This is a genomic window from Asticcacaulis sp. (assembly GCF_035497195.1).
Lineage (GTDB): Bacteria > Pseudomonadota > Alphaproteobacteria > Caulobacterales > Caulobacteraceae > Asticcacaulis.
Genome location: NZ_DATJDZ010000009.1, coordinates 68,287 through 90,912 on the forward strand (window position 1 = coordinate 68,287; position 22,626 = coordinate 90,912).

Sequence of the window (22,626 nt, forward strand, 5' to 3'; positions counted from 1 at the left end):
TTGCGAGCGTGAAACCGCAAAAGAATTTCGATTCGTCACAATTGTACGATTTATTTGTCCGACCATTGACACCCAAGAAGCTACGTATATCGTATACAAATATAATATTTAAATCTATACATTTGGGGAGTCTAATGAACAAATTTCAAAAGCTGTTCCTTCTCGTGTCGACCGCCGTAGCTGTTTGCACATCCGTAACCTCCGCTTCTTCCAAGCCCATACAGGTGGAAAGCGCGGCGACCGAGAGGCCACGCGGCAATGAAATCCTGTCCCGTCAAAGCATTCTCGCTAAAATGGCCTTTCTGGATAACCGCGACTGGGACTGGTACCAGCGCAACGTGCCATTTCTCGAAACTCCGGATTCCGAGATCGACGCAACCTACTATTACCGCTTCGATATGATGACGAAACACTTTGTCTACGGTTCACCGGAGCACGGGTATTCGGTCACAGAATTTATCGATCGCCCGAGTTGGTCCGGCACGTATGGCGCCATCGTCGCACCGGCGGGATTACAGTTTGCTGACATGCGATGGTTGCGAGATCAACGCGTCACCCGCGACTATGCCCGCTATTGGTTTCACACCCCCGGCGCGCAACCACGCGCCTACAGCAACTGGTTTGGCGCCAGCATGTGGGGCCTATACGAGGCCTGGGGAGACAGAAACTTCATCCAGTCCATGCTGCCGGACATGAAGGCGCAATACGAAGGCTGGGAACAAGAGCATTTCGATCCAAAAGCGCAAATGTTCGTCTGGAATGGTATGCAGGACGGGATGGAGACCAATATCAATTCCCGGCTGACTAAGGATTGGTTCCGCGGAGCAGAGGGATATCGCCCAACGCTGAACGCTTACATGTATGGCGACGCCCTGGCCATTTCACGCGCAGCGGCGCTCACCGGCGACACGACCACAGCCAAGGCTTACGCCGATAAGGCCGCCTCGCTCAGAGACCTTGTGCAAAAGCGCTTGTGGGATCCTAAACGGAAACACTTTTTCCATATGTTCGCCAACGACGAAGATGGCGGCATAAAAGCCAACACACTGACCTATCAATCCGGCCCGCATGCCGGCGATCCGCATGGTCGGGAGTTGATCGGGTTCGTGCCCTGGCAATTCAATCTGCCAGATCCGGAGGCTAAGGAAGATTTCAGCGCCGCCTGGAAAACCATCATGGACCCGGATGGCTTCTTCGCGCCGTACGGTCCGACAACGGTGGAACGCCACGACCCGCAATTCAAGATCACACCCCGGTGTTGTGTATGGAGTGGTGACTCGTGGCCTTACGCTACGTCACAGACTCTGGAAGCGATGGCTAATCTGCTCAACAATTATGGTCAGTCCTATGTCAACAAGACCGACTACGTGAAGCTACTGAAGGTTTTCTCAGCCACACAACGTCATGAAGGCCAGCCTTATATCGCCGAAGCCGCTAATCCGGATACGGGCGCTTGGCAGATCGTGGATGGACATAGCGAGCATTACTTCCATTCTTCCTATGTCGATCTTGTTGTTACAGGGCTTGCCGGGCTGCGGCCACGGGCCGACAATATTCTTGAAGTCAACCCGCTCATACCCGACGACTGGGCCTATTTCGCTCTGGACGACATTGCCTATCATGGACATGATGTCTCTGTAATATGGGATAGGGACGGAACGCGATACAACCGAGGTAAGGGCCTGACCCTGATTGTCGACGGCCAGACCGCCGGCAAAGCCCCCACCCTGCAAAAACTGGAAGTCGCACTTCCGGCGCCTGTACCCGCGCCGGTGCCGGACGATTCGATTAATTTCGCCGTCAATAATGAAGGCACATACTTCCCCAACTTTACCGCGTCCTTCAGTGACCCCAAGACGGCTTTGCAGCGCCTCAACGATGGGGTCGCCTGGTATCTCGATGCTCCACCCAACCGGTGGACGACGGAGGGGTCACCCAACAAGTCCGACTCGCTTGTCCTGAATTTTGGGATCGAACGGCCCGTCAACTCTCTCAACCTTTATTTTCTGGATGATGGGGCCAGGTTGAAGGCGCCCCAGAGTTATGACGTCGAATACTGGAAGAACGGACAATGGGTGAAGGTCGCCAAAGCTGACCGCGCCCCCAAAGCGCCACAAGGCCACAAGCCCAACATCATCCGTTTTGACACGCCCGTCTCCGCGGAAAGATTCCGCTTCACCTTTGTCCACAGTCCCGGTGCTTTTACCGGCTTGTCGGAAGTTGAGGCCTGGGGGCATGCCCCCCTCCCCTTATCCGCGCCTACAGCAAAAATAGATGATCTGGCCTACAATCCCGGAGATCAAGCCTACCCGAAGGCGAGTGCGTCCTATACGTCTCCCTTCGATAAGATCGAAGAGGTGAATGATGGGAAGGTCTTTTTCTCCTCCAATTCGAGGAACCGCTGGACGGCCTTTGAATCGCCCAATGAAACGGACTGGGTGCAGATTGACTTTGGCGCGGAAAAGACTGTCGGCCGTGTCGACATGTATATTTTTGGCGATGGCGCCGGGGTTCGCTCGCCGCTGGGCTATTCCCTGATCTACTGGAACGGCTCGGAATGGACGCCGATGGATATCGTGTCAAGGACGCCGACGCAGCCTACCCAGGGCATGGTCAATAGCGTTCAGGTGAAACCGGTGAAGGCCAGCAAGATCGGCGTGACTTTCAAACATGATTCGCTCGGCCGCACGGGCCTTACCGAACTCATGGCCTTTGAGAAGTAACTCCAGATGCCTTCTAACCCAAAAAGGGGATAGGTTTATGATTATCAAAAAAGCCACCCTCATGCTGGCCGTCGCCGGAATGGCGCTTATTTGCGGCAGTGCATGTGCGCATGGCGTCACCTTCAGGATTCCCGGCACATCAAAAGCCTGGGATAACCAAGTCAATCCTGACTATCCTATCGGGATTGATGACGGCTCTGCACCGGCAGTGGCCGAGGGACTGTCACTGAAGGCCGGCGAAAAGATCCATATCACCGCGACCGGCGGAACCCAGACATTCCCAGGTGCCCCCCTGATCGGGCCTGAGGGGCAGCAGGACTACACTGCGGATGATTATCCGGGCGGTTCCGGCCGCTTCTTCCCCAGCAAATACGTGGCCCCGCACGATTATCCAGCTTTTCTGAATGAGCTAATCGGCACGTTTGTCGATGCAAAGGGCCGCATTGTCGGCAAACCCTTCCCGGTTGGAAAAGACTGGAAAGGTATGGTGCCTACAGGCGCCATCAAGCTGCAGTTCGGCCTCAATGACGACGTTCTGAACGATAATTCCGGCGAAATTTCCGTTGTTATTGAACCGAAGGCTGACTTCCCTGACAGCGATCTGGCAAGGGTCGCGCCACCACCGCCTTCGCCACCCGTCATCCTTCCGCCGTACCCCGAACACCCACCTGCACCTATTGCCCTCCACCCCGCTTTCAATACCCTTATAGCGGATGGCAGCCGTTACTCCGCAGACCCAGCACCGCTCGTGGCTGATGGCAAATTTTACATCATCGCCGGACGCGACGAGGCGCCCATCGATGGGGGCGGTTTTGTCATGTACAACTATCAAATCTTTGAAACGGCCGCCCTGGCCTCAAAGAACTGGAAACTGTATCCTGACATCTTACGTCCAGAAAAAGTGTTCGGGTGGGCGGATCAGGACGGAGCCTACGCGGCACAAATTATCCAGGGGCGTGATAAGCGTTTTTATCTTTACGCGCCGGTCAGAGAAAAAAACTGCAAGGCGCGCAATTGCATGGGGATCGGCGTGGCCGTGGCCGACACGCCCCTCGGTCCCTATCAGGATATTCACCCGGAGGGTCCAATTCTATCCCAGACTGTCCCGGTGAGAAATCAGATAGAAACATTGATCCGACCATTCTGGTTGACGACGACGATCGTGTTTACATCTATTGGGGCACCTTTGGCAGACTCAAAGGCATCGAACTCGAAAAGGACATGAAAACACCGAAGGGCACGCCTGTCGACGTGAGCGCCTTGACGGGCTTTTTTGAAGCGCCCTGGATTTTTAAGCGCAAAGGCGTTTATTATATGGCTTATGCGGCCAATAATGCAGGCCCTGACTCCCCGTGCACCGAAGCCGTTTATCACGCCTGTCAGAGCTATGGCACAGCCTCATCGCCTCTCGGCCCCTGGACCTATCGCGGTGTTTTCCTCGATCCTGTGACATCGGCCACCTCCCACGCGGGCCTCGTGCCGTTCAAGGACAAATGGTATCTTGCCTATCACAATGCTGACGCCAAGGACGGCAGTCATTTCCGCCGTAGCGTCGCCGTCGACGAAGTGTTCTGGGACGATACCGCATCGCCACCCGCCATTAAAAAGGTTATTCAGACGCGCCCGCCCGTAGACGCGACACCGACAAACAATGTGGCCTTAAGCGCGCGCATTACGGCCTCCAATATGCCCTTGCCGGTCCAGTTTCGCCTTAGGGCTTTGAACGATGAAAAAACCCCGCCGGCGCCCTTGCCGCCTGACATGTGGGGGAACTGGACAGGCCGAAACGATGCCCCGACAGGTTGGATTGAGTACCAATGGGATAAGCCTGTTACAGTAGATGCGACGAAAATCTACTTCTGGGGCGATCAACCGACAGGCGCAGGCGCAGGTGTTGCGGTACCTAAGGCATGGCATATTGAGTACTGGGACGAAGCCGAATGGCGGACTGTAAACCCGACTGGCCCCTATACAACCCTATCAGGAGACTATTCTCAGGTGTCATTCAAGCCAGTCACGACCCGCTGCGTCCGCGCGGTGATGGATGCATCCACCGACACTAAATCTTACGCCGCATTTGGGGTCCTGGAGTGGCAGATATTATCTCCCGATAAGATCATGAGACCAATATCAACATCCCTACTGAACGCGACTTCAGACTGCACGCGATAGAGCGGGCTCGGTTATATCTATAGCCTAAGTTGGCAGATCCCCTCGGCGCACTACACGCTGATGCGGGCCCTGCCAATGGATTTTGGGAACGGCCCTAAGGTCTTCGATATCAACGACCGTTTCATGTTCGGGCCATCTCTTCTGGTTCAAAGTACCGCACACTTTACAGGATTGCGCTCTAACGGCGTCAGTTCGTGAAATGCCGCTCGCCGTTGTCATCCACCCAGTACTTATTGCCATTCCCGTCGCTGTAAAGTTCACGCTTTTTGCCCTGCTCCACCACGTAGCCGATGACGGCGCCTGCGACAGCTCCAACCACTGCGCCCTTGACCGGATCATGCCCGGTTGCAGCGCCTACGGCGGCACCGCCTAAGCCCCCGATGACCGCCCCGCTGCCCATGCCGTCAGTTGCACATCCGCCCAGCAACGTGGCGAAGGCCAGGCCCAATACTGCGATTTTCATAGCTTTTCCTTTATGGTCAGAAGGTAAGCGTAAGGTGGTTTCGACACCCGCTCGGTTACGTCGAGTGTAACTAACCGTTGCTCTTTTTCTGATCGGGAATTGCCCCTGGGATTGTAAATATCGGGCAATGGCCTGTACCAGGAAAGCCGCCAAGGCCGTAGAGATTAAGCTTCTCGGCACATTCCAACCTCGCTTGTGCGGACACAGGTGTACGGAGTTGAACTTACAACCCCATAACTACCACATTTCAAAGGATTTTTCAAACATCAACGCACAGATGCGGACAGCTTCATGGTGCCCCCGGTCGGACTCGAACCGACACTCCTCGCGGAACCGGATTTTGAATCCGGCGCGTCTACCAATTCCACCACAGGGGCGCAGGGAAGGAAGCGGGGTGATAAAGGCTTTTCATCGCCCGTGCAAGACCCAAACAAAGCGTTTTTACAGCCTGACCTATGCCAACATATTGCGCTTATGCGCCGGTAACTTCTTGCGGGCGGGTTTCGGCGGCGCAGGCGGGGATGTCGGATCAGGCTCCGGCAACGGAGCAACCGTCACCACAGGCGTTGCGCCTGCCTTGTCGGCATCGTTCAATGCCCCGGCAACCACGGCAGCGGCCCCCGCCTTTCGCGCCAATAGCCAGGCCGGACGCCATCGCACAAGTTCAGGGGCAGGCAAATACTGAGCTTCCAACTGACGGACATAGGCCAGGGAATCGGTTCGGGCCAGTTCGTCCTGGGCAGCGCGAATCAGCCCCCTCACATAGGCCTCATTGCTCCAGAAAACCCGGAACGCATTGAGACTTTCCCATACCGCAATCATCTGCTCCTCAGCCGACATGGCGATCTTGACCTTGACGGTCCTGGGCTTTTCGGGTTTGGCCGGACCAGGCGGCGGCAAGGATTTTTCAAGTTCGGCTAGGTTTTTCCCCGGCTTGTCGACCAAAGCCATGACGTGACCAAGTCGATTATGCACCTCATCCCGCACCAGGGCGGCACGTTCGATAATGGCCAGTCCACGCGCCTCAAGCGCCTGATCGAGCTTATAGCGGATGCTGCCGTAGATATGATCGACCGAGCGCCGCTTGGCCTCATCAAGCCGCATGGCCGCCTGCCGCCGGCCGATATAGGCGCCAATACCGACAGCGACCACCATAGTGACCATCAGCGCCAGCAAGACATACAGCAGGAAGGGATCGAAATAGCCTATGCCGACGTCGGCGTAATAGGGATCAGGGGGCGCATCATTGAATGGCCCGTTAAAGTCGGAATCAAGGAACAGCAGCATCATCACCTATCCCCGTGCCATAGATTCGCCAGAACGCGGCAACAGGGGCGGCGTCCAGACCGGGGTATCGATAAGCTGGGTACGCGCGTCTTCCAGCAGCCCGGCCATGGAGCGTGTGCTTTTCCATTCATCATGCAGGACATTCAGGCTTTTGTAGATTCGCGCCTGATGGCTGAGCGGCGGCGCCGGCGGCTGGGCGAAGGGCGCACCGATATGCGCCACGGCCGGGCTGTTATTGACCGCCGTAGTCACCCCGTCGGCCACCGGCTGGCCATTAGGCCCGTTACTGACGGCGATATTGATGATGGTGCCTGAGTTTTCGCCGATCCCGCCGATACCATAGCCCGGCGGCGCATCAACTTCCTTTACGCCGCTAAGCGCCTTTTCAAGCTTGCCGTATTCCTCGCGGATTTCCTTGCCACAGCGGCATGTTTCTCCGCAAATAGCATTTACCAGCCCAACCACATCGGGGCTGAGCGTGCCGGGCGTTTCATAGGCCTTCGCCTGCGCGCGGCGCGAAGCGGCCTCGACCAGCTTCACCGTTTTTACGTGAGCGAAAAAGCTTTCCCACTGATTACGGCGCACGAAGCGGTAAACGCCCCAGATGACAAGCGCCATGACAACACCCCAGGCCAGAAACGCCAGCAGCGGACCATCATGATAGAAAACAGGATCTGTCGGGAAATCACTGGGCGCGGCCACTATATCCGGGCCATCGGGAGCGTCGTAAATACCGTGCATCATGAACCCTCCCCTCAATGTGCCTGCCTTCACCCGGAAAGGTTAACAGATTGCCAAGGGGGATGCGAGTCCACAACGCCTATTTTGCGAAGCGATCAGCCCTCAGTTCCGTTTTGCGCCTTGAGGGCGGCTTCTTCGACACGGCGCAGCCATTTCTTGAACTGTACGACTTCATCCGGCGAAAAACCGGCCAGCATGATACGTTCGTATTCGGCAGCGGCCGGCGCCACGTCGGCATAAAGCCGTTCGCCCTCGGCGGTGAGAATCAAGTGGTGCGACCGGCCGTCATGTTCGTGCGGCGCGCGGGTGATCAGGCGGCGCTTGGCCAGGGCCTGGGCAGCGCGCGAAATCGTCACCTTGTCCATGCCAGCGCGCTTGACCAGCGCCTGTTGCGTGGTCGGGCCATCTTCGCGCAGGATAAAGATCAGACGCCATTCCGGAATCTTGAGACCGTAGAGACTCTCGTATGCCGTCGAAATCAGCGCACTGACGGCGCTGGAGGCCACGGCCAGGCGGTAAGGCATGTAGTCGTCGAGAGGCAGCGAATCTTGAGACATTAATACGAGTCCTTCGTAGGGAAGGCTACTATGTGCCTTGTGACAAGACCAATTACAAATGAGTTATTGTTAAGGGATTGTCTAATTAACCTAATGCCAGGCCTCAAAGCACTGAAAATGTCGCGCTTTATGGCGTTCCAGCGCTTTTTTTGCCCCTGCCGGGCGTCACGCAGGCGACAAGCCACGGAACTCCTGATAAGGCAGTCGTCCCGATATTATCCAAGGAGCCTCCGTGCTGCGTCGTCTCTATAACTGGCTGCTGAAACTGGCCGGCACCCAACACGCCGAAAAAGTCCTCGCCGTCGTCTCCTTCGCCGAAGCCTCCTTCTTTCCGATTCCGCCCGACGCCATGCTGATACCCATGGTGCTTGCCAAGCCTGAGCGCGCCTGGCGCACCGCCTTCATCTGTTCGGTCGCCTCGGTGCTCGGCGGCTTTCTCGGTTATGCCATCGGCTATTACGCCCAGCCGCTCGGCCAGTCGATACTGACCCTGTTCGGCCATCCGCAAGGCCTGGAAGAGTTCCATGTCTGGTTCGCCAAATGGGGCGCAGGCGTCATCTTCATGAAGGGCCTGACCCCCATCCCCTACAAGCTGGTGACCATCGCCGCCGGCCTTGCGCAATTCAGCCTCGTGTGGTTCTTTATCGCTTCTGCCCTGACCCGTTCTTTGCGCTTCTTCGCGGTCGCGGCCCTGGTAAAGCGTTTCGGACCTGAAATCACCGAACTGATGGAAAAGCGCTTCTATCTGGTCGGCACCATTGTCGTCGGATTGCTGGTGGCCGGCATACTCGCTGTCAAATTTATTCCTCATTAGACACAGATCTTCATGACCGCGCACAAATCAAACAGGTTCGCAAAGAAGTTCATGCTCGCCTTCGGGCGCTGGTGGAGCATCACTGCCCTGGTCATCTCACTGGCCATGCTGGCCACCGCCTGGTCATTCCAGCTTTTCGGCCACCTCAGCCCCTGTCACCTCTGCCTGAAGCAGCGTGATATCTACTGGATCGCCGTCGGGGTGTCACTGGTCGCCAGTGTCTGGGCGCTGTTCACCGGCGCCAAGGGACCGCCGCGCGTCTTTTCGTTCGTTCTGTTCGCCATCTTCCTGACCGGCGCGGCCCTGGCCTTCTTCCACGCTGGCGTTGAACTGAAATGGTGGAATGGGCCGCAAAGCTGCACCGCTTCGGGCGGGGAGATCAGCATTGACCAGATGGCCGCCTTTCTCGCTGGCGCGGCCTCCAGTGCACCGATGTGCGATGTGGCGCAATGGCGCATGTTCGGCCTTTCGATGGCCGGCTATAATGCCATCGTATCGGCTGTCCTGGCCGCCCTGAGCCTGCTGGCCTCAATGCGTTTCAAGGCGAAATATCGCTCCAGCCGGCCCTATTGAGGTTAAGCTGATAACAATGACCGCCAAACCTATACCTCCCCGCCCCGGCTCCGGCGCCTCACGCCGCCGATTGGAAGAAATCCTGCGGGTCGATCATGCCGGCGAACTGGCCGCCGTCCATATCTATAAGGGCCAGAGCATGGTCTTTTCGGATACGCCGAAGCGCGATTTGAGCGAACAATTCAGCCATATGCAGGGCGAGGAACAGGTCCATCTCGACGCTTTCGAGGGCCTGCTGCGCGAGAAAAATATTCGCCCGACCGCCATGTCGCCGGTCTGGCGCCTGGCGGCGCTGGGCCTCGGTGTCGGCACCGCCCTGCTGGGTGAAAAAGCCGCCCACGCCTGCACGGAAGCGGTGGAAGAGGTCATCGCCGATCACTACGCCGAACAGATCGCCGAACTGGCGCCGTCCGATCCCGAACTGGCGGCGCGCCTGACGCAATTCCGTGACGACGAGATCGGCCATCATGATCGCGCGGTCGAACAGGGTGCGCGCGAGGCGACCGCCTATCCGCTGCTCTCCGCCCTTATCAAAACCGGATGCCGGGTCGCCATCAAGATCAGTGAAAAAATATAAGCGAATCCGCACTCTTGCGCTTCGCAGCCTGTTGCAGACATGCGGAGCCGATATGCCGGATACCGATACTCAAAAGGAAAAACCCAAAAGCCTGAAGGCGCTGTGGAAACTGCTCGGCCCCGGCCTTGTCACCGGCGCCAGCGATGATGATCCTTCCGGTATTGCCACCTATTCCCAGGCCGGGGCGCAATATGGCCTGACCACCCTGTGGACCGCCCTGATCACCTTCCCGCTTATGGCCGCTGTGCAGGAAATGTGCGCCCGCATCGGCGTGGTGACGGCGCAAGGGCTGACCGGCATCCTGCGCAAGACCTACCCCAAGCCCGTCCTGTGGCTGATGGTGCTGTTCAGCTTTCCTGCCATCATCCTCAATATCGGCGCCGATATCGCCGGCATGGGCGCGGTCGCCAACCTGATATTTCCGGCCATCAGTCCGATCTTTTTCAGCGTCGCCTTTACCATTCTGCTGCTGATCGCCATCATCGCCCTGCCCTATGCCAAGTTCGCCGCCGTGCTGAAATGGCTGTGCGTCATCCTCCTGGTCTATCTGGTGGTGCCATTCCTCGTCAAAACCGACTGGCTCAGCGTGGCGAAGCATACGGTCATCCCGACGGTGCAGTTCAACAAGGACTATGTCAGCGTGCTGGTGGCCATTCTCGGCACGACCATCTCGCCCTATCTGTTCTTCTGGCAGACCACCATGGAGGTGGAGGCTATGAAGCATGACCGGCATGTCGTGGTCGACAAGCGCTATATCAAGGACGTCGGGTTCGATGTCGATATGGGGATGCTGTTCTCCAACATCGTCATGTATTTCATCATCCTGACCACCGGGACCGTCCTGTTCAACGCCGGCATCCACCAGATAGATACGGTTGAGCAGGCAGCGAAAGCGCTCGAACCAGTTGCCGGCGCCGCAGCCTATTATCTGTTCGCCATCGGCGTCATCGGCACGGGCTTCCTCGCTATTCCAGTGCTGAGCGGTTCACTGTCCTACATCATTTCCGAGACCTTCGGCTGGCAGGAAGGCCTCGACAAGCGTCTGCGCGACGCCCCCGCCTTCTATGCGGTAATCGTCGTCTCGCTACTGATCGGGCTGGGAATCAACTATATCGGCATCAGCCCGATCCAGGCGCTGATCTGGTCGGCCATTCTTTATGGCATAACGTCGCCGGTGATCATCGCCATCGTCCTGCACATCTCGAACAACACCGCCGTCATGGGCACGTTCACCAACGGTGTCTGGTCGAATATCTTCGGCGGTTTGGCGCTGTTGCTGATGACCGTCGCTGCCGGCTTTATGCTGTACTTTCAGTTCTTCGGTTAAGATTTGGCAGTTTGCAGGTCAGGCGCTTCTGTCGCAGGCAAACCGAACCGGTTCGCCACGGTGCGCAAAGCCACAACTACCGTCAGACAGCCGAACAGTAACATAGCCATTGACGTACGATGCCAGCCGTCCATGTCGAAAATAAAGCTGAACACGCCCCAGATCATCCAGCCGGAGAATATCCACGACAGCACAAAGCGGAAAATGCCCCCGCCGATGCGATAGGCCACAGCCATCAACAGGGCGGCATAGGGCGCGATCAGGATCATGTCGTAATCGAGAATGCGCGGGATCATCAACGGCACCAGCCCCATGCCGAACAGCAGCCGCTCATCCTCTTCCAGTCGTCCCCACTGCGCGATCGCCATGCCCGACAGCCCCATCACGATCATGAAACCCAGCGCCAGTTGCCAGTTAAGATCGGACTTGCCCGGTACATGAAAGACGAAATTGGTCAGTTCGAACCAGCCCATGCCAGGCTGCCGCGCCAGGGTCACGGAATGCAGGGTTCTCTGCCACGCCTTGCCGAAATGGCCATCGGTGATCACCATCAGGTGGTTGACGCCGATCCCTGCCACTGCCCGCCAGATGAAGGCGAAACCCCGCCGCCACAGCACCACGTCGTCGAACAGGAAGATGACGAAATAGGCCAGAAAGGTCGGCTTGACGCACGAACACAGCAATACGACGATGGTGAATGGCAAACGCGCCAGAAAGAAATCCGGCTGGCTCATATCCGCCTTTGCCGTGTCCTTGCGACGGAACAGCAGCAGGCTGGCCAGTACCAGCGCGTGCATGACAATGCCGACATTGGCGCACAGGAAGGTCATGGCCGTCAGGCCGGAGAAGGCCAGCCAACGCCAGCGGATGTCGATATTCGGGAAACGCCGGACCAGGGCGAACCACAGCAGGAACAGTGTGGCCGGATAGAGCAAAACCCACTGGAACAGCGTACGGGTACCGGGAATACCGAAGCGCTCGATAAACGGCATGAAAAGATAAGCCACCTGCGGCGCATAGACGTAGGCGGCCGGTCGCACGCCGGCGCAGGTCGGCGGATGGATGGCATAGGGGGAGCGGCCGGACGCCAGGGTCTTGGCGCCGCACAACACAGCGTCGATATCCATCATCATCCAGGCGTGGTGGGTGATCATATGATACATGCCGGCCACAATTGGCCAGGCACAGAAGGCCATAAAGAGAAACAGAAGTGGCTTGAAGGCGGTCAGGCGCCGCAGGACTGAGAGGGCGTCCATGCGTCAGTGAGCCTCGAAATCGTGACTCTGGCGCAGGTGTTCCAGAATGATTTCCCGCACATCGTCATCCACCGCCACCAGGTCGATCTGGGCGTCACCGGTTTCCAGCAGGCGGATCTTCACCCGTTCGCCCATATAGATGAAACTCAGCACCTTCGGCCCGAACAGGCGCTCGCGCCGGGCCTCGAAGCGCACGCCGAGCGTTGTTTCCAGCGCGCTCTGCAACGGTTCCAGCGGAATACGGGTGCGTCCCTTGGGTCGCGGAAACGACACAAGGCCAAAACGGCGTTCGTCGATGACAAAACGCACGGGTAATGGTTTTTCAGACGACATATCTATGCCACGCCCAAGCCGGTATTCCCCCGGTACGCCGGAAGGTCAGCCCTCCAGTAGCGTATCCCAATACAGGTAGTCTATCCAACTTTCGTGAAGATAGTTAGGGGGAAAACGCCGCCCCAGTTCCTGCAACTGATACATTGTCGGCCGGTGTGGATTTTTTGCCGGCATCATGCGTGCCTGCTGGGGAGTTTTTCCCCCTTTGCGCAAGTTGCATGGCGCGCAGGCGGTCAGGATATTGGTCCAGCTAGACTTGCCGCCCTGCGAGACAGGCACAACATGATCGAAGGTCAGGTCTTCGTCGATACCGCAATACTGACAGGAAAATTCGTCGCGCAGGAAGACGTTATAGCGTGTGAAAGCTGGCGGGCGGTTCTGGTCGATATAGGTTTTGAGCGCCACCACACTCGGCAGGCGCATCTTCATCGAAGGCGAATGGATTTCAATATCGTAGGTCGACACCACATCGACACGACCCTCGAAAACCGCCTTGACCACATCCTGCCAGGGCTTGGTGGAGAGCGGATAATAGGACAGGGGGCGGAAATCAGCATTGAGCACGAGCGCGCGCCAATCCGAAGGCGGGCTTTTCAGAACCTGCATGTCGGCCTCCAACATGCAGGACAAAGCACTGTACAGGTAGCGAACTGTTTGAAGACGCATCCTCCTCATCAAGAAGCAGGCAGTCATAATCAGGCTGTAATGTAAGTGTGAGCCTGATTCCGCCAAAAGGGAACGGCAAATTTTTATGAAATTTTTGCGGCATACGGCTACACTACAATCATGTACCGCACCCGCTTCGCGCCCTCCCCCACCGGCTACCTGCATCTCGGCCACGCTTTCAGCGCGCTGACCGCCTATGAGCTAGCACGGGCAGCGGGCGGCGAATTCATCCTGCGCATCGAGGATATCGACCACACACGCAGCCGTCCGCAGTATGAAACAGCGATATACGAAGACCTCGCCTGGCTGGGCCTCTCGTGGCAGACGCCGGTTTTGCGCCAGAGCAATCACCTGCCCGACTATCAGGCGGCGCTGGAGCGACTCAAGGACCTGGGCCTGCTCTATGCCGATCACCGGACGCGCAAGGGGGAAGCGGAAGCCGCCCTCAGCGCGCCACAAAGCGAAGACAATCACGAGACTGCGCCGGCCAATCCGGCCTGGCGCTTGTCGCTCGAAGCCGCGCGCAAATACCTTGGTTCGCGCTACGATCACCTGACTTTCACGGATCACGGTCAGACGCAAAAAGCCGATCCATCGATCAATGGCGATGTCATTCTTGGCCGCAAGGATATCGGCGTCGCCTATCACCTCGCCGTGGTGATCGATGACGCCCGCCAGGGGATCAGCCACATCATCCGTGGCCGCGATCTCTCTGACGCCACGCATACGCAGGTTCTGCTACAAGCCCTGCTCGATCTGCCGGCGCCGGAATACAGCCACCATGCCTTGCTGCTGGACTCCGAAGGCCGCCGTCTCGCCAAGCGCAAGGGATCGAAATCCCTGCGCGATTACCGCAACGAAGGCCTGAGCGCGGCGGATATCAAGGCCATGATAACCACCGCGCCGAAAGGCTGAAACAGGCATAAAAAAGCGCAAACCGCTTACGCCGCCTGCGCTTTTTTATCTCAGATTATAGTGTCCAGAACCTACAGGAGCTGAATGTCGACCGCAGCGGTCTTGCCACGTTCGTTTTGCAGTTCGTAGGACACCTTCTGGCCATCGGCGAGACCTTGCAGGCCGGCGCGCTGAACAGCGGAAATATGCACGAAGACGTCATTGCCGCCTTCTGAGGGCTGGATAAAACCAAAACCCTTGGTGGAGTTGAACCATTTTACTGTACCTTCGGCCATGACGCTCTCCCTGGTCGCAAGCTGATATCGAGGCATGAAGCTTTCATCCCTCACAAGACAATCGTGTATCTCGGTAGCAGCGGGCGAGACCAAAGACCTGCGGCACGGGCCGGAAACCTTCAAATCCCATTAGCATAGGCAGCCAGACTAACGGATTGCGGAGATATTAAGACGCAGGTTTTAAAAACGGTCAAATAAAAACACGCTGTTTCGGGCGTGTCTCTCGCGTATTTTACCGGAAATTTGACAAAAATAGCCCAGTTTAGCGGATTTTTTATCACTACTCGCTGCGATTCAGGCGTGAAAGGTGCTAAATCACAGATCCTGGCGTCTCCCGCCTTTTCGTCTGATAAATACCATTTCCGAGGGTTCATGCGCGTCTCTGCTCTCAATACCTGGCTATTAAAGCTCGGCTTGACCCTGCCCTTGGCCGTACTGCGCTTTCTGGCTGGCGGCGGCGTGGTCCACAACCGGGGCCGAACGCTTGACGCGCAGATCCAGTTCCTGTGGCGCGGCCTGTTCACCAACCCGACCGGGCGAGCGCACCTTTCACTCACCGGCAAAAGTCTCGAAAGCGCCCGTGTCGAATGGCAGGAAACCATCGCTCTGTTCGGCCTGCCAGACGATATCCGCGTGCGGTACGAGGTCATCGAAGGCGGCGCTTCAATCAGCGGCCTGCTGATCCGCCCGGCGCATGTTTCCGAAGACGCGCCCCTGCTGGTCTTCTTCCATCAGGGCGGTGGCGTCATCGGCGGCCCTGACCTCAGCAAGGCGTTCTGCGCGCTTCTGGCGCACACCGCCCATTGCCCGGTCTTTTTGCCTGATTACCGCCTGGCCCCGCTCAATCGTTTTCCGGCGGCGCTCGAAGACGCCCGTGCCGCCTATGACTGGGCACTGGCCAACGCGGCGCGGTTGGGGGCGAAATCCGGACAGGTGGCCATCGGCGGAGCGCTGATCGGCGCCAACCTTGCGGCGCGGATCAGTCTTGATCTCAGACGCGATTTCAAGCCTTTTCCAGTCGGGCAATTACTGATCACGCCCCTGGTCGATCTCGCCGATCCCCTTATCAAAGCCAATGCAGCACTGGGGATGTGGCCGCTGACCGTAGCCGATCTCGACCTCATGATCAGCCATTATGCCGGCGCCGGCACCGATCTGACCGATCCACGCATCTCGCCAGCGTCGGAAAAGCTGATCATCGGCCAGCCGAAGACCTTTATCGTCTCGGCCGGCCTCGATCCACTGGCCGCACAGGGCGAAGCCTTCGCAAAGCGCCTGATCGCTGCGCGCAACGTCACACTTTATCGCCGCTATGACAGTCTGCCGCTCGGCTTCGACCTGTTCGCCGCCGTGGCGGACGAAGCGCGCTCAGCCGTGCAGGATATCGCCGAAAACTGGATGGACCTGCTGCGCAACGGCCAAATAGAGATCGCAGCGGAGCCAACGCAGGACGTCGCCTGATGGACATCGCGCGGCTCTATGGTGATGTCGAAGCGCAAGGGCCGCTGCCGCCGGTCGGGCAATGGCACCCGCCCTTCTGCGGCGATATCGATATGCGCATTACCCATGACGGCACATGGCTTTACACCGGCACGCCGATCACACGGCCGGCAATGGTCAAATTGTTCGCTGGCATCCTGCGTCGGGAAGGCGACGCCTATTTTCTGGTCACGCCGGTTGAAAAGGTCGAGATCACGGTCGAGGACGTGCCCTTTATCGCCGTGGAAATGATGTCTGACAAGGGTATCCTGACCTTCCGCACCAATGTCGATGACTGGGTGACGGCCGATGCCGATCACCCCTTGCGTTTCGAGTCCGATGGCGATGGGTTCAGGCCCTATATATGTGTCCGCGACGGTCTTTACGCCCGCCTTTCACGCGATCTGGCGCAGGAAATCGCCAATATGGGCGAGGTCACCGAGCATGAGGGCGCCCCCTGGTTCGGCGTCAGTTCCGGCGGTTTATTCTTTCCTGTCGTCCAGGCGGATCGTTTGTAATCGGCCAATTATAACATGAGTGAAATATTCATGCTGGGTTCAGGCTCAGGGAGTTACCTTATGCGTCATGGGGGCGATAGGATTAAGGAAAATCGCCATGAAACGATTCATGATTACCACGGCGCTCGCCGTACTGGCCGGGACCTTCGCGTTTGGCGACGTCGCCTCAGCCCAATCTCACCGCGGTTACGACCGTGGCTATGAACGCGGATATGATCGTCATGACCGCGGCGACCGTGATCACGACCGTCATTACAATCGCGGCGATCGTGGCCATAGCGGCTACAACCGCGGCTACCATCGCGGCTGGCGTGACCGCTCAGACTGGCGTCGCGGCGGCTATGTCTCCTATAATGACTGGCATCGCGGTTATTATGTCGATTACCGCCGCCACCATCTCCGCCATCCGCCGCGCGGCTATGAATGGCGCCGGGTGGATGACAATTACGTCCTCGCGGCCGTAGCCGGCGGTCTGATCGCCTCGGTTATCCTGAACAACGGCTATTAAAACAGAAACGGCGCCTCGCAAGGGGCGCCGTTTTTTAGCGCGTTATCACCTTGGCCAGCGTCACATCTTCCAGCCCCAGCGCCTGTAGAGTCGTCAGGACAATACCCGCTGCATCAAGACCGGCCTGGGCATATTGGTTGGCTTGAGAATCCTGGTCCTGATAAACATCCGGCAAGGTCAGGGTGCGGATCTTGAGGCCCGCATCCAGCGCGCCTTCGCCGGCCAGATAGTGCAGCACGAAGGCGCCGAATCCGCCGACGGCCCCCTCTTCGACCGTGATCAGGCATTCGTGGTGACGCGCCAGTTGCAGCACCAGTTCCTTGTCGATTGGCTTGGCGAAACGGGCGTCTGCCACCGTGGTGGACAAGCCACGCGCCGCCAGCATATCGGCCGCCTTCAGCGCATCGCCCAAACGGGTGCCCAGCGACAGGATGGCGACCTTCGAGCCTTCCCGCAGGATACGCCCCTTGCCGATTTGCAGAGGCGCGGCCAGTTCGGGAATAGCGATGCCAGACGCCTCGCCGCGCGGATAGCGGAAGGCCGACGGGCCATCATCATAGGCGGTGGCCGTGGCAATCATCGCCGCCAGTTCGGCCTCGTCGGCGGCGGCCATGATCATCATGTTCGGCAGGGCGCCGAGATAGCCGATATCAAAAGACCCGGCATGGGTGGCGCCATCGGCCCCGACCAGCCCTGCCCGATCGAGCGCAAAACGCACCGGCAGGTTTTGCAGGGACACATCATGCGCCACCTGGTCATAGCCACGTTGCAGGAAGGTCGAATAGATGGCGCAGAACGGCTTCATGCCATCCGCCGCCAGCCCCGCCGCGAAGGTGACGGCGTGCTGCTCGGCGATGCCGACATCATAGGTGCGCGCCGGGAAGACCTCGGCGAAACGGTCAAGGCCCGTGCCCGAAGGCATGGCCGCCGTTATGGCGACAATCTTGTCATCCAGGCGTGCCTGCTTGATCAGTTCCGAAGCGAAGACATCGGTATAGCTCGGTGCATTGGCCTTGGGTTTCGACTGTTCGCCGGTGATGACATCGAACTTGGCGACGCCGTGATACTTGTCCGGCGAGGTTTCGGCCGGGCTGTAGCCCTTGCCTTTCTGCGTCACCACATGGACCAGCACCGGCCGATCCTTGATCTCCTTGACGCGCTTCAGCACCGCCAGCAAGGTTTCCATATCGTGGCCGTCGATCGGGCCGACATAGTAGAAACCCAGTTCCTCGAAAAAGGTCCCGCCGGTAAACCAGGTGCGCGAAAATTCTTCCGACTTGCGCACCATCTCGAACAGCGGACGCGGCAGGCGCTCGGCCACCGACTTGCCCCAGCGGCGCAGGCTTTGATAGGCGCCGCCCGATACCAGATTGGCGAGATAGGCGCTCATGCCCCCGACCGGCGGCGCGATCGACATGTCATTGTCGTTGAGGATGACGGTCAGGTTTCTCGTCGTTTCGGCGGCGTTATTCATCGCCTCATAGGCCATGCCGGCGGACATCGAGCCGTCACCGATCACCGCGATCACATTATGGTTTTCGCCCTTCTGGTCACGCGCCGCACAGAAGCCGAGCGCCGCCGAAATCGAAGTGGCGGCATGAGCCGCACCGAACGGATCGTAGACGCTTTCGGAGCGCTTAGTGAAACCGGACAGTCCACCCGCCTGACGCAGGCTGCGGATACGATCGCGCCGGCCGGTCAGAATTTTATGCGGGTAACACTGGTGCCCGACATCCCAGATCAGGATATCCTTCGGTGTCTCGAAAACATGGTGCAGGGCCACGGTCAGTTCGACCACGCCGAGCGACGAACCGAGGTGTCCACCAATCTTCGACACCACATCGATGGTTTCGCTCCGCACCTCGTCGGCCAGCGCCCTCACCTGGGGGGAAGTCAGATCCCGGATGGCTTCGGGATCGGTCAGGGTATCGAGAATGGGGGTTTCAGGCATTAAAACGCAAACCGGTTTCTGGCGTAACACAAATCTGTCTTAGCCGCATTGCAACAAAATAGCCATTGGTTTTGCAGTCGGGCAGGGTAAATGGTCAGTTGCGCCGATTGAGCACGAAGTCAACGCTGTCCCGCAAGTAACGCGCTTTTCCGCCAAAAATATCAAGCCGTGATTTCGCCTGATCGGCGAGTATGCGGACGCGCGCCTTGGCCTCTTCCAGACCCAGCAGAGTAACGAAATTGGTCTTGCCCATAGCCGCGTCCTTGCCGCCGGAGGCCTTACCCATTTCTTCGGGGTCGCCTTCGACATCGAGCACATCATCGGCGATCTGATAGGCCAGCCCCAGGTCCTGGGCGAAGTGCATCAGGGCCATGCCCTCCTTTTCAGAGGCATCGGCGATGATCAGCGGTATCTGGAAGGCATAGACGATCAGGGCGCCGGTTTTCAGCCGCTGCATCCGCGCCACGCCGCCGACATCATCGGGTACGCCGATCAGGTCGATCATCTGGCCGCCGGCCATGCCCTGCGCTCCGGAAGCGATGGCCAGCATCCGGATCAGTTCGACACGGACCTGCGGGTCTTCGTGGGTATCCTCGTGCGACAGGATTTCAAAGGCCACGCTTTGAAGGGCGTCGCCGGCCAGCACGGCGGTGGCCTCGTCATAGGCGCGGTGAACGGTCAGACGGCCACGACGGATATCGTCATCATCCATGCACGGCAGGTCGTCATGGACCAGACTATAGGCGTGGATACATTCGAGCGCACAGGCGGCGCGCAGCACGGAATTCTCATCGGCATCGAACAGGCGGGCCGCTTCCAGCGCGAAAAACGGCCGCAGACGCTTGCCGGGTCCGAGCGCCGCGTAGCGCATGGCCTCGGTCAGGCGCGCTTCCGCCCCCTCGCCGCGCGGCAGAAGCTGATCAAGCGCCATCGTCACCAGATCAGCCGTTTCCGCCATGCGGATTTGCAGCGGCGGCAGATCGGAATTGGCGGCGACGGGGGTCATCTAATCTCTTTAATTAAAATCGGCGGGAGCCACGCCTTCGACGGCGCCGGATTTATTCAGCGAAATCTTCTCGACCTGCAAACGCGCGGCCTCGAGACGCGCTTCGCACAGCGCCTTCAGTTCAGCGCCACGCTGATAAAGTTCCAATGATTTTTCGAGCGGCGCCTGTCCGGATTCCAGTTCGGTGACGATCTTTTCCAGTTGCTTCAGCGCGTCTTCAAAAGAGAGTTCCACAGTTTCGGTCATTTGCGCTTCCTTAGTTCGTAGCGGCGGCAACCCCAGTATTTGAAGCCCTCTTCCAGAGTCTTTATATAGCCCATTTTCTTCAGTTCAATACTGACCATCAGATTAAAAAAGCCGTGGGCCAGCACAAGCACGTCGCCGCCTTCGCGGGCCTTGTCGAACAGGAATTCGGCCACTCTACGGGCGCGCACCTTGGCGACTTCGCGGCCTTCGGAAGTGCCGTGGATATTGAGATACCACCAGCAGACCCGCGCCAGAAAACCCCAGGCGTAGGAGTTTGGCGTCAACTTGATAAAGGACGGCAGGTGCGGCGGCGGCAAGGGTGCTTCGATCAATGCTTCCAGCGACGTAAAGCCCTTGCCGTCACAGATGGCTTCAGCCGTTTCGATCGAGCGCGGCAGGGTCGATGAATAAATGTAGCGGGCTTCCTTGGCGAACTTATGCAGGATCACCGGCGGTGTCTGGCCTTCGAGCAGGCCGACCTGATCATATTTGGCCCACCACTCGACATAGCCCCGCCAATCCAGCTTGACGCGACGCGACAGCGCCGGTTCGCCGTGGCGCACAAGTGTGATCGCCCCCATGCTGACGGGCTTCGCGGCCATATCGATATTTTTTGCGTCGAGCAACAGACCCCCAAACCGACAAACCTGGACATCAGATTCGCCGTTGGCCATTAAACAGAGGCCGTTGGTAACGTCCTTAAACGGGGGGGGCAAGTGTTTTGTGCTGGGATGCCTCCCTCTCCCACCTCCCCCTTTCGCAAATGAGGAGGTGTCGAGCAAGCGGAGCCGTCAGGCGAAGCACGTCGAGACGAAGGGGTTCTTAAAGAAGCAAGATACCCCTCCGTCGCGGACAAGCCGCGCCACCTCCCCATTTGGGAAATGGGGAGGAGAGATCAGTCCCCGCGCTGCAATTCCAGATGCACCACATTGGTGCGTTGCGTACGAAAGCCTGCCTCGCAATAGGCCAGATAGAACAGCCACAGCTTGCGGAAGTGGGCATCGAAGCCCTTGATCCGGCCCTCTTTCCAGGCGTCCTCGAAGCGTTGGCCCCATTGCTTGAGCGTCTCGGCATAGTCACTGCCGAACTTGAAGGACGAAATCGCCTTGAGACCGGCGACCTGTGTCTGCTCCAGCAGTTTCTGCGCCGAGGGCAACATGCCCCCGGGGAAGACATATTTCTGGATGAAATCGGCACGCGACCTGTAATCCTCGAACATTTCGTCGGCAATGGTGATAATCTGTAAACCCGCCTTACCGCCCTTTTTCAGCACGTCATGCAACTTGGTGAAATAGGCGCCCCAGTAGCTTTCACCGACCGCCTCGAACATTTCGATCGACACCACGGCATCGAACTGGCCCTTGATATCGCGGTAATCCATCATCACGATGTCAACCTTGTCTTCCAGGCCGAGCCGTTTCATACGCTCGACGGCGTAATCATGCTGGGCCTGCGAAATGGTGACACCGGTCACACGGGCGCCGATCGTCTCGGCGGCATATTGCGCGAAGCCACCCCAACCGCAGCCGATTTCCAGCACATGCTGGCCGGGTTTGAGATCAACCATTTCGGCCAGCTTGGCATATTTGGCCGTTTGCGCCGCGCCGAGATCCTTGTGCTCACGAAAACGCTCGCCCTCGAACAAAGCCGACGAATAGGTCATGCTCTGGTCAAGCCACTGATCATAAAAATTATTGCCGAGATCGTAATGATCGAAGATGTTCTTGCGGCTGCCTTTTTTAGTGTTTTTCCGCAGTGTGTGCAAAATCTTGTTGACGGTCCGCGTGATGAAATTGCCGGTAAAAAGCTGGCCCAAACGCTCGGTATTCAGGCTGAGCACGGTCAGAAGCGTCGCCAGATCAGGCGTATCCCACTCCCCTTCACGATAGCCGTCACAGAAACCGATATCGCCCGACGTCATCACCCGCTTCATGAAGTTGAAGTCCTTGACCAGCAAAGTGGCCGAAGGCCCCGGCTCACGCCCCTCCAGCATCATGTGCCGGCCATCGGGGAAAACGACATCCATCCGGCCGAATTCCCAGACCTTGCGCAGGGTTTCCACGCCCTTGCGCACCACAAACGGCTGGGCTTTTAAATCCTGGTCAATGGGGGCTGTCATGAACGGTGGCCTTTCCTCAGAGTGGGTTAACGCTCTTATACGGTACGCCGTGCCGGACAGATGATCCGGCAAAAATTCAGATATGGACCAAGCTAACAGAAAACAGGCCAAACGCAAAAG

The 22,626-nt window shown here is 58.1% G+C and carries 25 protein-coding genes and 1 tRNA gene; 12 read left to right on the plus strand and 14 right to left on the minus strand.

The genetic code is table 11. The features are described 5' to 3' along the window. Positions 1 to 134: 134 nt before the first annotated feature. From VL130_RS02455 to VL130_RS19480, 4 genes are read left to right on the plus strand one after another with little or no spacing between them, the layout of a single operon-like run. Positions 135 to 2,723 carry an MGH1-like glycoside hydrolase domain-containing protein gene (locus tag VL130_RS02455; RefSeq protein ID WP_325360789.1) on the plus strand — a complete coding sequence of 863 codons (2,589 nt, stop codon included), beginning with the start codon at positions 135 to 137 and terminating at the stop codon, positions 2,721 to 2,723. 37 nt (positions 2,724 to 2,760) lie between these two features. After that, on the plus strand, positions 2,761 to 3,948 hold the full coding sequence (locus tag VL130_RS02460) for a hypothetical protein (protein WP_325360793.1): 1,188 nt from the start codon (positions 2,761 to 2,763) through the stop codon (positions 3,946 to 3,948). Next, positions 3,894 to 4,895, plus strand: coding sequence for a family 43 glycosylhydrolase (locus tag VL130_RS02465; RefSeq protein WP_325361103.1), 1,002 nt, complete (start codon positions 3,894 to 3,896; stop codon positions 4,893 to 4,895). Before VL130_RS02460 ends, VL130_RS02465 begins: the two co-directional genes overlap by 55 nt. 60 nt (positions 4,896 to 4,955) lie before the next feature. Next, positions 4,956 to 5,093 (plus strand): hypothetical protein, encoded by a 138-nt coding sequence (locus VL130_RS19480; RefSeq protein ID WP_414636197.1) that lies wholly within the window; start codon positions 4,956 to 4,958, stop codon positions 5,091 to 5,093. Here the strand turns inward: VL130_RS19480 and VL130_RS02470 are convergent. The 5 genes from VL130_RS02470 to VL130_RS02490 form a co-directional block, all read right to left on the minus strand. Continuing rightward, positions 5,083 to 5,358: a YMGG-like glycine zipper-containing protein gene (locus VL130_RS02470; RefSeq protein ID WP_325360795.1), complete on the minus strand. Its 276-nt coding sequence runs from the start codon at positions 5,356 to 5,358 to the stop codon at positions 5,083 to 5,085. The two genes, VL130_RS19480 and VL130_RS02470, sit on opposite strands and share 11 nt — an antisense overlap. 292 nt (positions 5,359 to 5,650) lie before the next feature. Beyond that, positions 5,651 to 5,735 (minus strand) — tRNA-Leu (locus tag VL130_RS02475). A gap of 76 nt (positions 5,736 to 5,811) precedes the next feature. Beyond that, positions 5,812 to 6,648, minus strand: a complete 837-nt coding sequence (locus VL130_RS02480; RefSeq protein WP_325360797.1) for a hypothetical protein — start codon at positions 6,646 to 6,648, stop codon at positions 5,812 to 5,814. Positions 6,649 to 6,651: 3 nt separating this feature from the next. After that, positions 6,652 to 7,389: a hypothetical protein gene (locus tag VL130_RS02485; protein ID WP_325360799.1), complete on the minus strand. Its 738-nt coding sequence runs from the start codon at positions 7,387 to 7,389 to the stop codon at positions 6,652 to 6,654. Between the two features lie 92 nt (positions 7,390 to 7,481). Continuing rightward, the gene (locus tag VL130_RS02490; RefSeq protein WP_325360802.1) at positions 7,482 to 7,943 is read right to left on the minus strand and encodes a MarR family transcriptional regulator; all 462 of its coding nucleotides are present in this window, start codon (positions 7,941 to 7,943) and stop codon (positions 7,482 to 7,484) included. Positions 7,944 to 8,175: 232 nt separating this feature from the next. Here VL130_RS02490 and VL130_RS02495 point away from each other — a divergent pair, with 232 nt between their 5' ends. From VL130_RS02495 to VL130_RS02510, 4 genes are read left to right on the plus strand one after another with little or no spacing between them, the layout of a single operon-like run. Beyond that, on the plus strand, positions 8,176 to 8,757 hold the full coding sequence (locus VL130_RS02495) for a YqaA family protein (RefSeq protein WP_325360804.1): 582 nt from the start codon (positions 8,176 to 8,178) through the stop codon (positions 8,755 to 8,757). Between the two features lie 51 nt (positions 8,758 to 8,808). Continuing rightward, entirely contained in the window at positions 8,809 to 9,330 is a 522-nt protein-coding gene (locus VL130_RS02500) for a disulfide bond formation protein B (protein ID WP_325360806.1), read from the plus strand. A gap of 16 nt (positions 9,331 to 9,346) precedes the next feature. Next, a complete protein-coding gene (locus VL130_RS02505) occupies positions 9,347 to 9,907 on the plus strand; it encodes a demethoxyubiquinone hydroxylase family protein (RefSeq protein ID WP_325360808.1) in 561 nt (186 codons plus the stop codon). 52 nt (positions 9,908 to 9,959) lie between these two features. After that, positions 9,960 to 11,234 carry a divalent metal cation transporter gene (locus tag VL130_RS02510; protein WP_325360810.1) on the plus strand — a complete coding sequence of 425 codons (1,275 nt, stop codon included), beginning with the start codon at positions 9,960 to 9,962 and terminating at the stop codon, positions 11,232 to 11,234. On the opposite strand, the gene VL130_RS02515 is transcribed toward VL130_RS02510, so the two are convergent. Genes VL130_RS02515 through VL130_RS02525 form a run of 3 tightly spaced genes read right to left on the minus strand, consistent with a single transcriptional unit; the run spans position 11,231 to position 13,429 of the window. After that, positions 11,231 to 12,490, minus strand: coding sequence for a hypothetical protein (locus tag VL130_RS02515; RefSeq protein ID WP_325360813.1), 1,260 nt, complete (start codon positions 12,488 to 12,490; stop codon positions 11,231 to 11,233). The genes VL130_RS02510 and VL130_RS02515 overlap by 4 nt on opposite strands. A 3-nt stretch (positions 12,491 to 12,493) precedes the next feature. Then, positions 12,494 to 12,823 (minus strand): hypothetical protein, encoded by a 330-nt coding sequence (locus tag VL130_RS02520; RefSeq protein ID WP_325360815.1) that lies wholly within the window; start codon positions 12,821 to 12,823, stop codon positions 12,494 to 12,496. A gap of 45 nt (positions 12,824 to 12,868) precedes the next feature. Continuing rightward, positions 12,869 to 13,429, minus strand: coding sequence for an HNH endonuclease (locus VL130_RS02525; RefSeq protein WP_325360817.1), 561 nt, complete (start codon positions 13,427 to 13,429; stop codon positions 12,869 to 12,871). Positions 13,430 to 13,606: 177 nt separating this feature from the next. On the opposite strand from VL130_RS02525, the gene gluQRS reads away from it, so the two are divergent. Beyond that, positions 13,607 to 14,404, plus strand: a complete 798-nt coding sequence (gene gluQRS / locus VL130_RS02530; protein WP_325361105.1) for a tRNA glutamyl-Q(34) synthetase GluQRS — start codon at positions 13,607 to 13,609, stop codon at positions 14,402 to 14,404. A gap of 71 nt (positions 14,405 to 14,475) precedes the next feature. Here the strand turns inward: gluQRS and VL130_RS02535 are convergent, their stop codons facing one another. Further along, positions 14,476 to 14,679, minus strand: a complete 204-nt coding sequence (locus VL130_RS02535) for a cold-shock protein (protein WP_325360819.1) — start codon at positions 14,677 to 14,679, stop codon at positions 14,476 to 14,478. Between the two features lie 372 nt (positions 14,680 to 15,051). Here VL130_RS02535 and VL130_RS02540 point away from each other — a divergent pair, with 372 nt between their 5' ends. From VL130_RS02540 to VL130_RS02550, 3 genes are all read left to right on the plus strand, one after another. After that, positions 15,052 to 16,140 (plus strand): alpha/beta hydrolase, encoded by a 1,089-nt coding sequence (locus VL130_RS02540; protein ID WP_325360821.1) that lies wholly within the window; start codon positions 15,052 to 15,054, stop codon positions 16,138 to 16,140. Beyond that, positions 16,140 to 16,676: a DUF1285 domain-containing protein gene (locus VL130_RS02545; protein WP_325360824.1), complete on the plus strand. Its 537-nt coding sequence runs from the start codon at positions 16,140 to 16,142 to the stop codon at positions 16,674 to 16,676. Before VL130_RS02540 ends, VL130_RS02545 begins: the two co-directional genes overlap by 1 nt. Before the next feature lie 97 nt (positions 16,677 to 16,773). Next, positions 16,774 to 17,184, plus strand: a complete 411-nt coding sequence (locus tag VL130_RS02550; protein ID WP_325360827.1) for an RcnB family protein — start codon at positions 16,774 to 16,776, stop codon at positions 17,182 to 17,184. A gap of 34 nt (positions 17,185 to 17,218) precedes the next feature. Here VL130_RS02550 and dxs read toward each other — a convergent pair whose 3' ends face one another. The 5 genes from dxs to VL130_RS02575 form a co-directional block, all read right to left on the minus strand. Beyond that, on the minus strand, positions 17,219 to 19,135 hold the full coding sequence (gene dxs, locus VL130_RS02555; protein WP_325360829.1) for a 1-deoxy-D-xylulose-5-phosphate synthase: 1,917 nt from the start codon (positions 19,133 to 19,135) through the stop codon (positions 17,219 to 17,221). Between the two features lie 94 nt (positions 19,136 to 19,229). Then, a complete protein-coding gene (locus tag VL130_RS02560; protein ID WP_325360831.1) occupies positions 19,230 to 20,141 on the minus strand; it encodes a farnesyl diphosphate synthase in 912 nt (303 codons plus the stop codon). 9 nt (positions 20,142 to 20,150) lie between these two features. After that, positions 20,151 to 20,387 (minus strand): exodeoxyribonuclease VII small subunit, encoded by a 237-nt coding sequence (locus VL130_RS02565; protein WP_325360833.1) that lies wholly within the window; start codon positions 20,385 to 20,387, stop codon positions 20,151 to 20,153. Beyond that, entirely contained in the window at positions 20,384 to 21,013 is a 630-nt protein-coding gene (locus VL130_RS02570) for a phosphoglycerate mutase family protein (RefSeq protein ID WP_325360835.1), read from the minus strand. Before VL130_RS02570 ends, VL130_RS02565 begins: the two co-directional genes overlap by 4 nt. Before the next feature lie 269 nt (positions 21,014 to 21,282). Continuing rightward, positions 21,283 to 22,506, minus strand: a complete 1,224-nt coding sequence (locus VL130_RS02575) for a cyclopropane-fatty-acyl-phospholipid synthase family protein (protein WP_325360837.1) — start codon at positions 22,504 to 22,506, stop codon at positions 21,283 to 21,285. Positions 22,507 to 22,626 lie beyond the last annotated feature (120 nt).

Excerpts from the sequence above, each read along its gene's own strand:
- VL130_RS02470 (WP_325360795.1), bottom strand. The coding sequence starts at position 5,358 with ATGAAAATCGCAGTATTGGGCCTGGCCTTCGCCACGTTGCTGGGCGGA.
- VL130_RS02500 (WP_325360806.1), top strand. The coding sequence starts at position 8,809 with ATGCTCGCCTTCGGGCGCTGGTGGAGCATCACTGCCCTGGTCATCTCA.
- dxs (WP_325360829.1), bottom strand. The coding sequence starts at position 19,135 with ATGCCTGAAACCCCCATTCTCGATACCCTGACCGATCCCGAAGCCATC.
- VL130_RS02480 (WP_325360797.1), bottom strand. The coding sequence starts at position 6,648 with ATGATGCTGCTGTTCCTTGATTCCGACTTTAACGGGCCATTCAATGAT.
- VL130_RS02575 (WP_325360837.1), bottom strand. The coding sequence starts at position 22,506 with ATGACAGCCCCCATTGACCAGGATTTAAAAGCCCAGCCGTTTGTGGTG.
- VL130_RS02510 (WP_325360810.1), top strand. The coding sequence starts at position 9,960 with ATGCCGGATACCGATACTCAAAAGGAAAAACCCAAAAGCCTGAAGGCG.
- VL130_RS02490 (WP_325360802.1), bottom strand. The coding sequence starts at position 7,943 with ATGTCTCAAGATTCGCTGCCTCTCGACGACTACATGCCTTACCGCCTG.
- VL130_RS02460 (WP_325360793.1), top strand. The coding sequence starts at position 2,761 with ATGATTATCAAAAAAGCCACCCTCATGCTGGCCGTCGCCGGAATGGCG.
- VL130_RS02525 (WP_325360817.1), bottom strand. The coding sequence starts at position 13,429 with ATGCAGGTTCTGAAAAGCCCGCCTTCGGATTGGCGCGCGCTCGTGCTC.
- VL130_RS02455 (WP_325360789.1), top strand. The coding sequence starts at position 135 with ATGAACAAATTTCAAAAGCTGTTCCTTCTCGTGTCGACCGCCGTAGCT.
- VL130_RS02565 (WP_325360833.1), bottom strand. The coding sequence starts at position 20,387 with ATGACCGAAACTGTGGAACTCTCTTTTGAAGACGCGCTGAAGCAACTG.
- VL130_RS02515 (WP_325360813.1), bottom strand. The coding sequence starts at position 12,490 with ATGGACGCCCTCTCAGTCCTGCGGCGCCTGACCGCCTTCAAGCCACTT.
- VL130_RS02520 (WP_325360815.1), bottom strand. The coding sequence starts at position 12,823 with ATGTCGTCTGAAAAACCATTACCCGTGCGTTTTGTCATCGACGAACGC.
- VL130_RS02485 (WP_325360799.1), bottom strand. The coding sequence starts at position 7,389 with ATGATGCACGGTATTTACGACGCTCCCGATGGCCCGGATATAGTGGCC.
- VL130_RS02545 (WP_325360824.1), top strand. The coding sequence starts at position 16,140 with ATGGACATCGCGCGGCTCTATGGTGATGTCGAAGCGCAAGGGCCGCTG.
- VL130_RS02560 (WP_325360831.1), bottom strand. The coding sequence starts at position 20,141 with ATGACCCCCGTCGCCGCCAATTCCGATCTGCCGCCGCTGCAAATCCGC.
- VL130_RS02540 (WP_325360821.1), top strand. The coding sequence starts at position 15,052 with ATGCGCGTCTCTGCTCTCAATACCTGGCTATTAAAGCTCGGCTTGACC.
- VL130_RS02535 (WP_325360819.1), bottom strand. The coding sequence starts at position 14,679 with ATGGCCGAAGGTACAGTAAAATGGTTCAACTCCACCAAGGGTTTTGGT.
- VL130_RS02550 (WP_325360827.1), top strand. The coding sequence starts at position 16,774 with ATGAAACGATTCATGATTACCACGGCGCTCGCCGTACTGGCCGGGACC.
- VL130_RS02505 (WP_325360808.1), top strand. The coding sequence starts at position 9,347 with ATGACCGCCAAACCTATACCTCCCCGCCCCGGCTCCGGCGCCTCACGC.
- VL130_RS19480 (WP_414636197.1), top strand. The coding sequence starts at position 4,956 with ATGCGGGCCCTGCCAATGGATTTTGGGAACGGCCCTAAGGTCTTCGAT.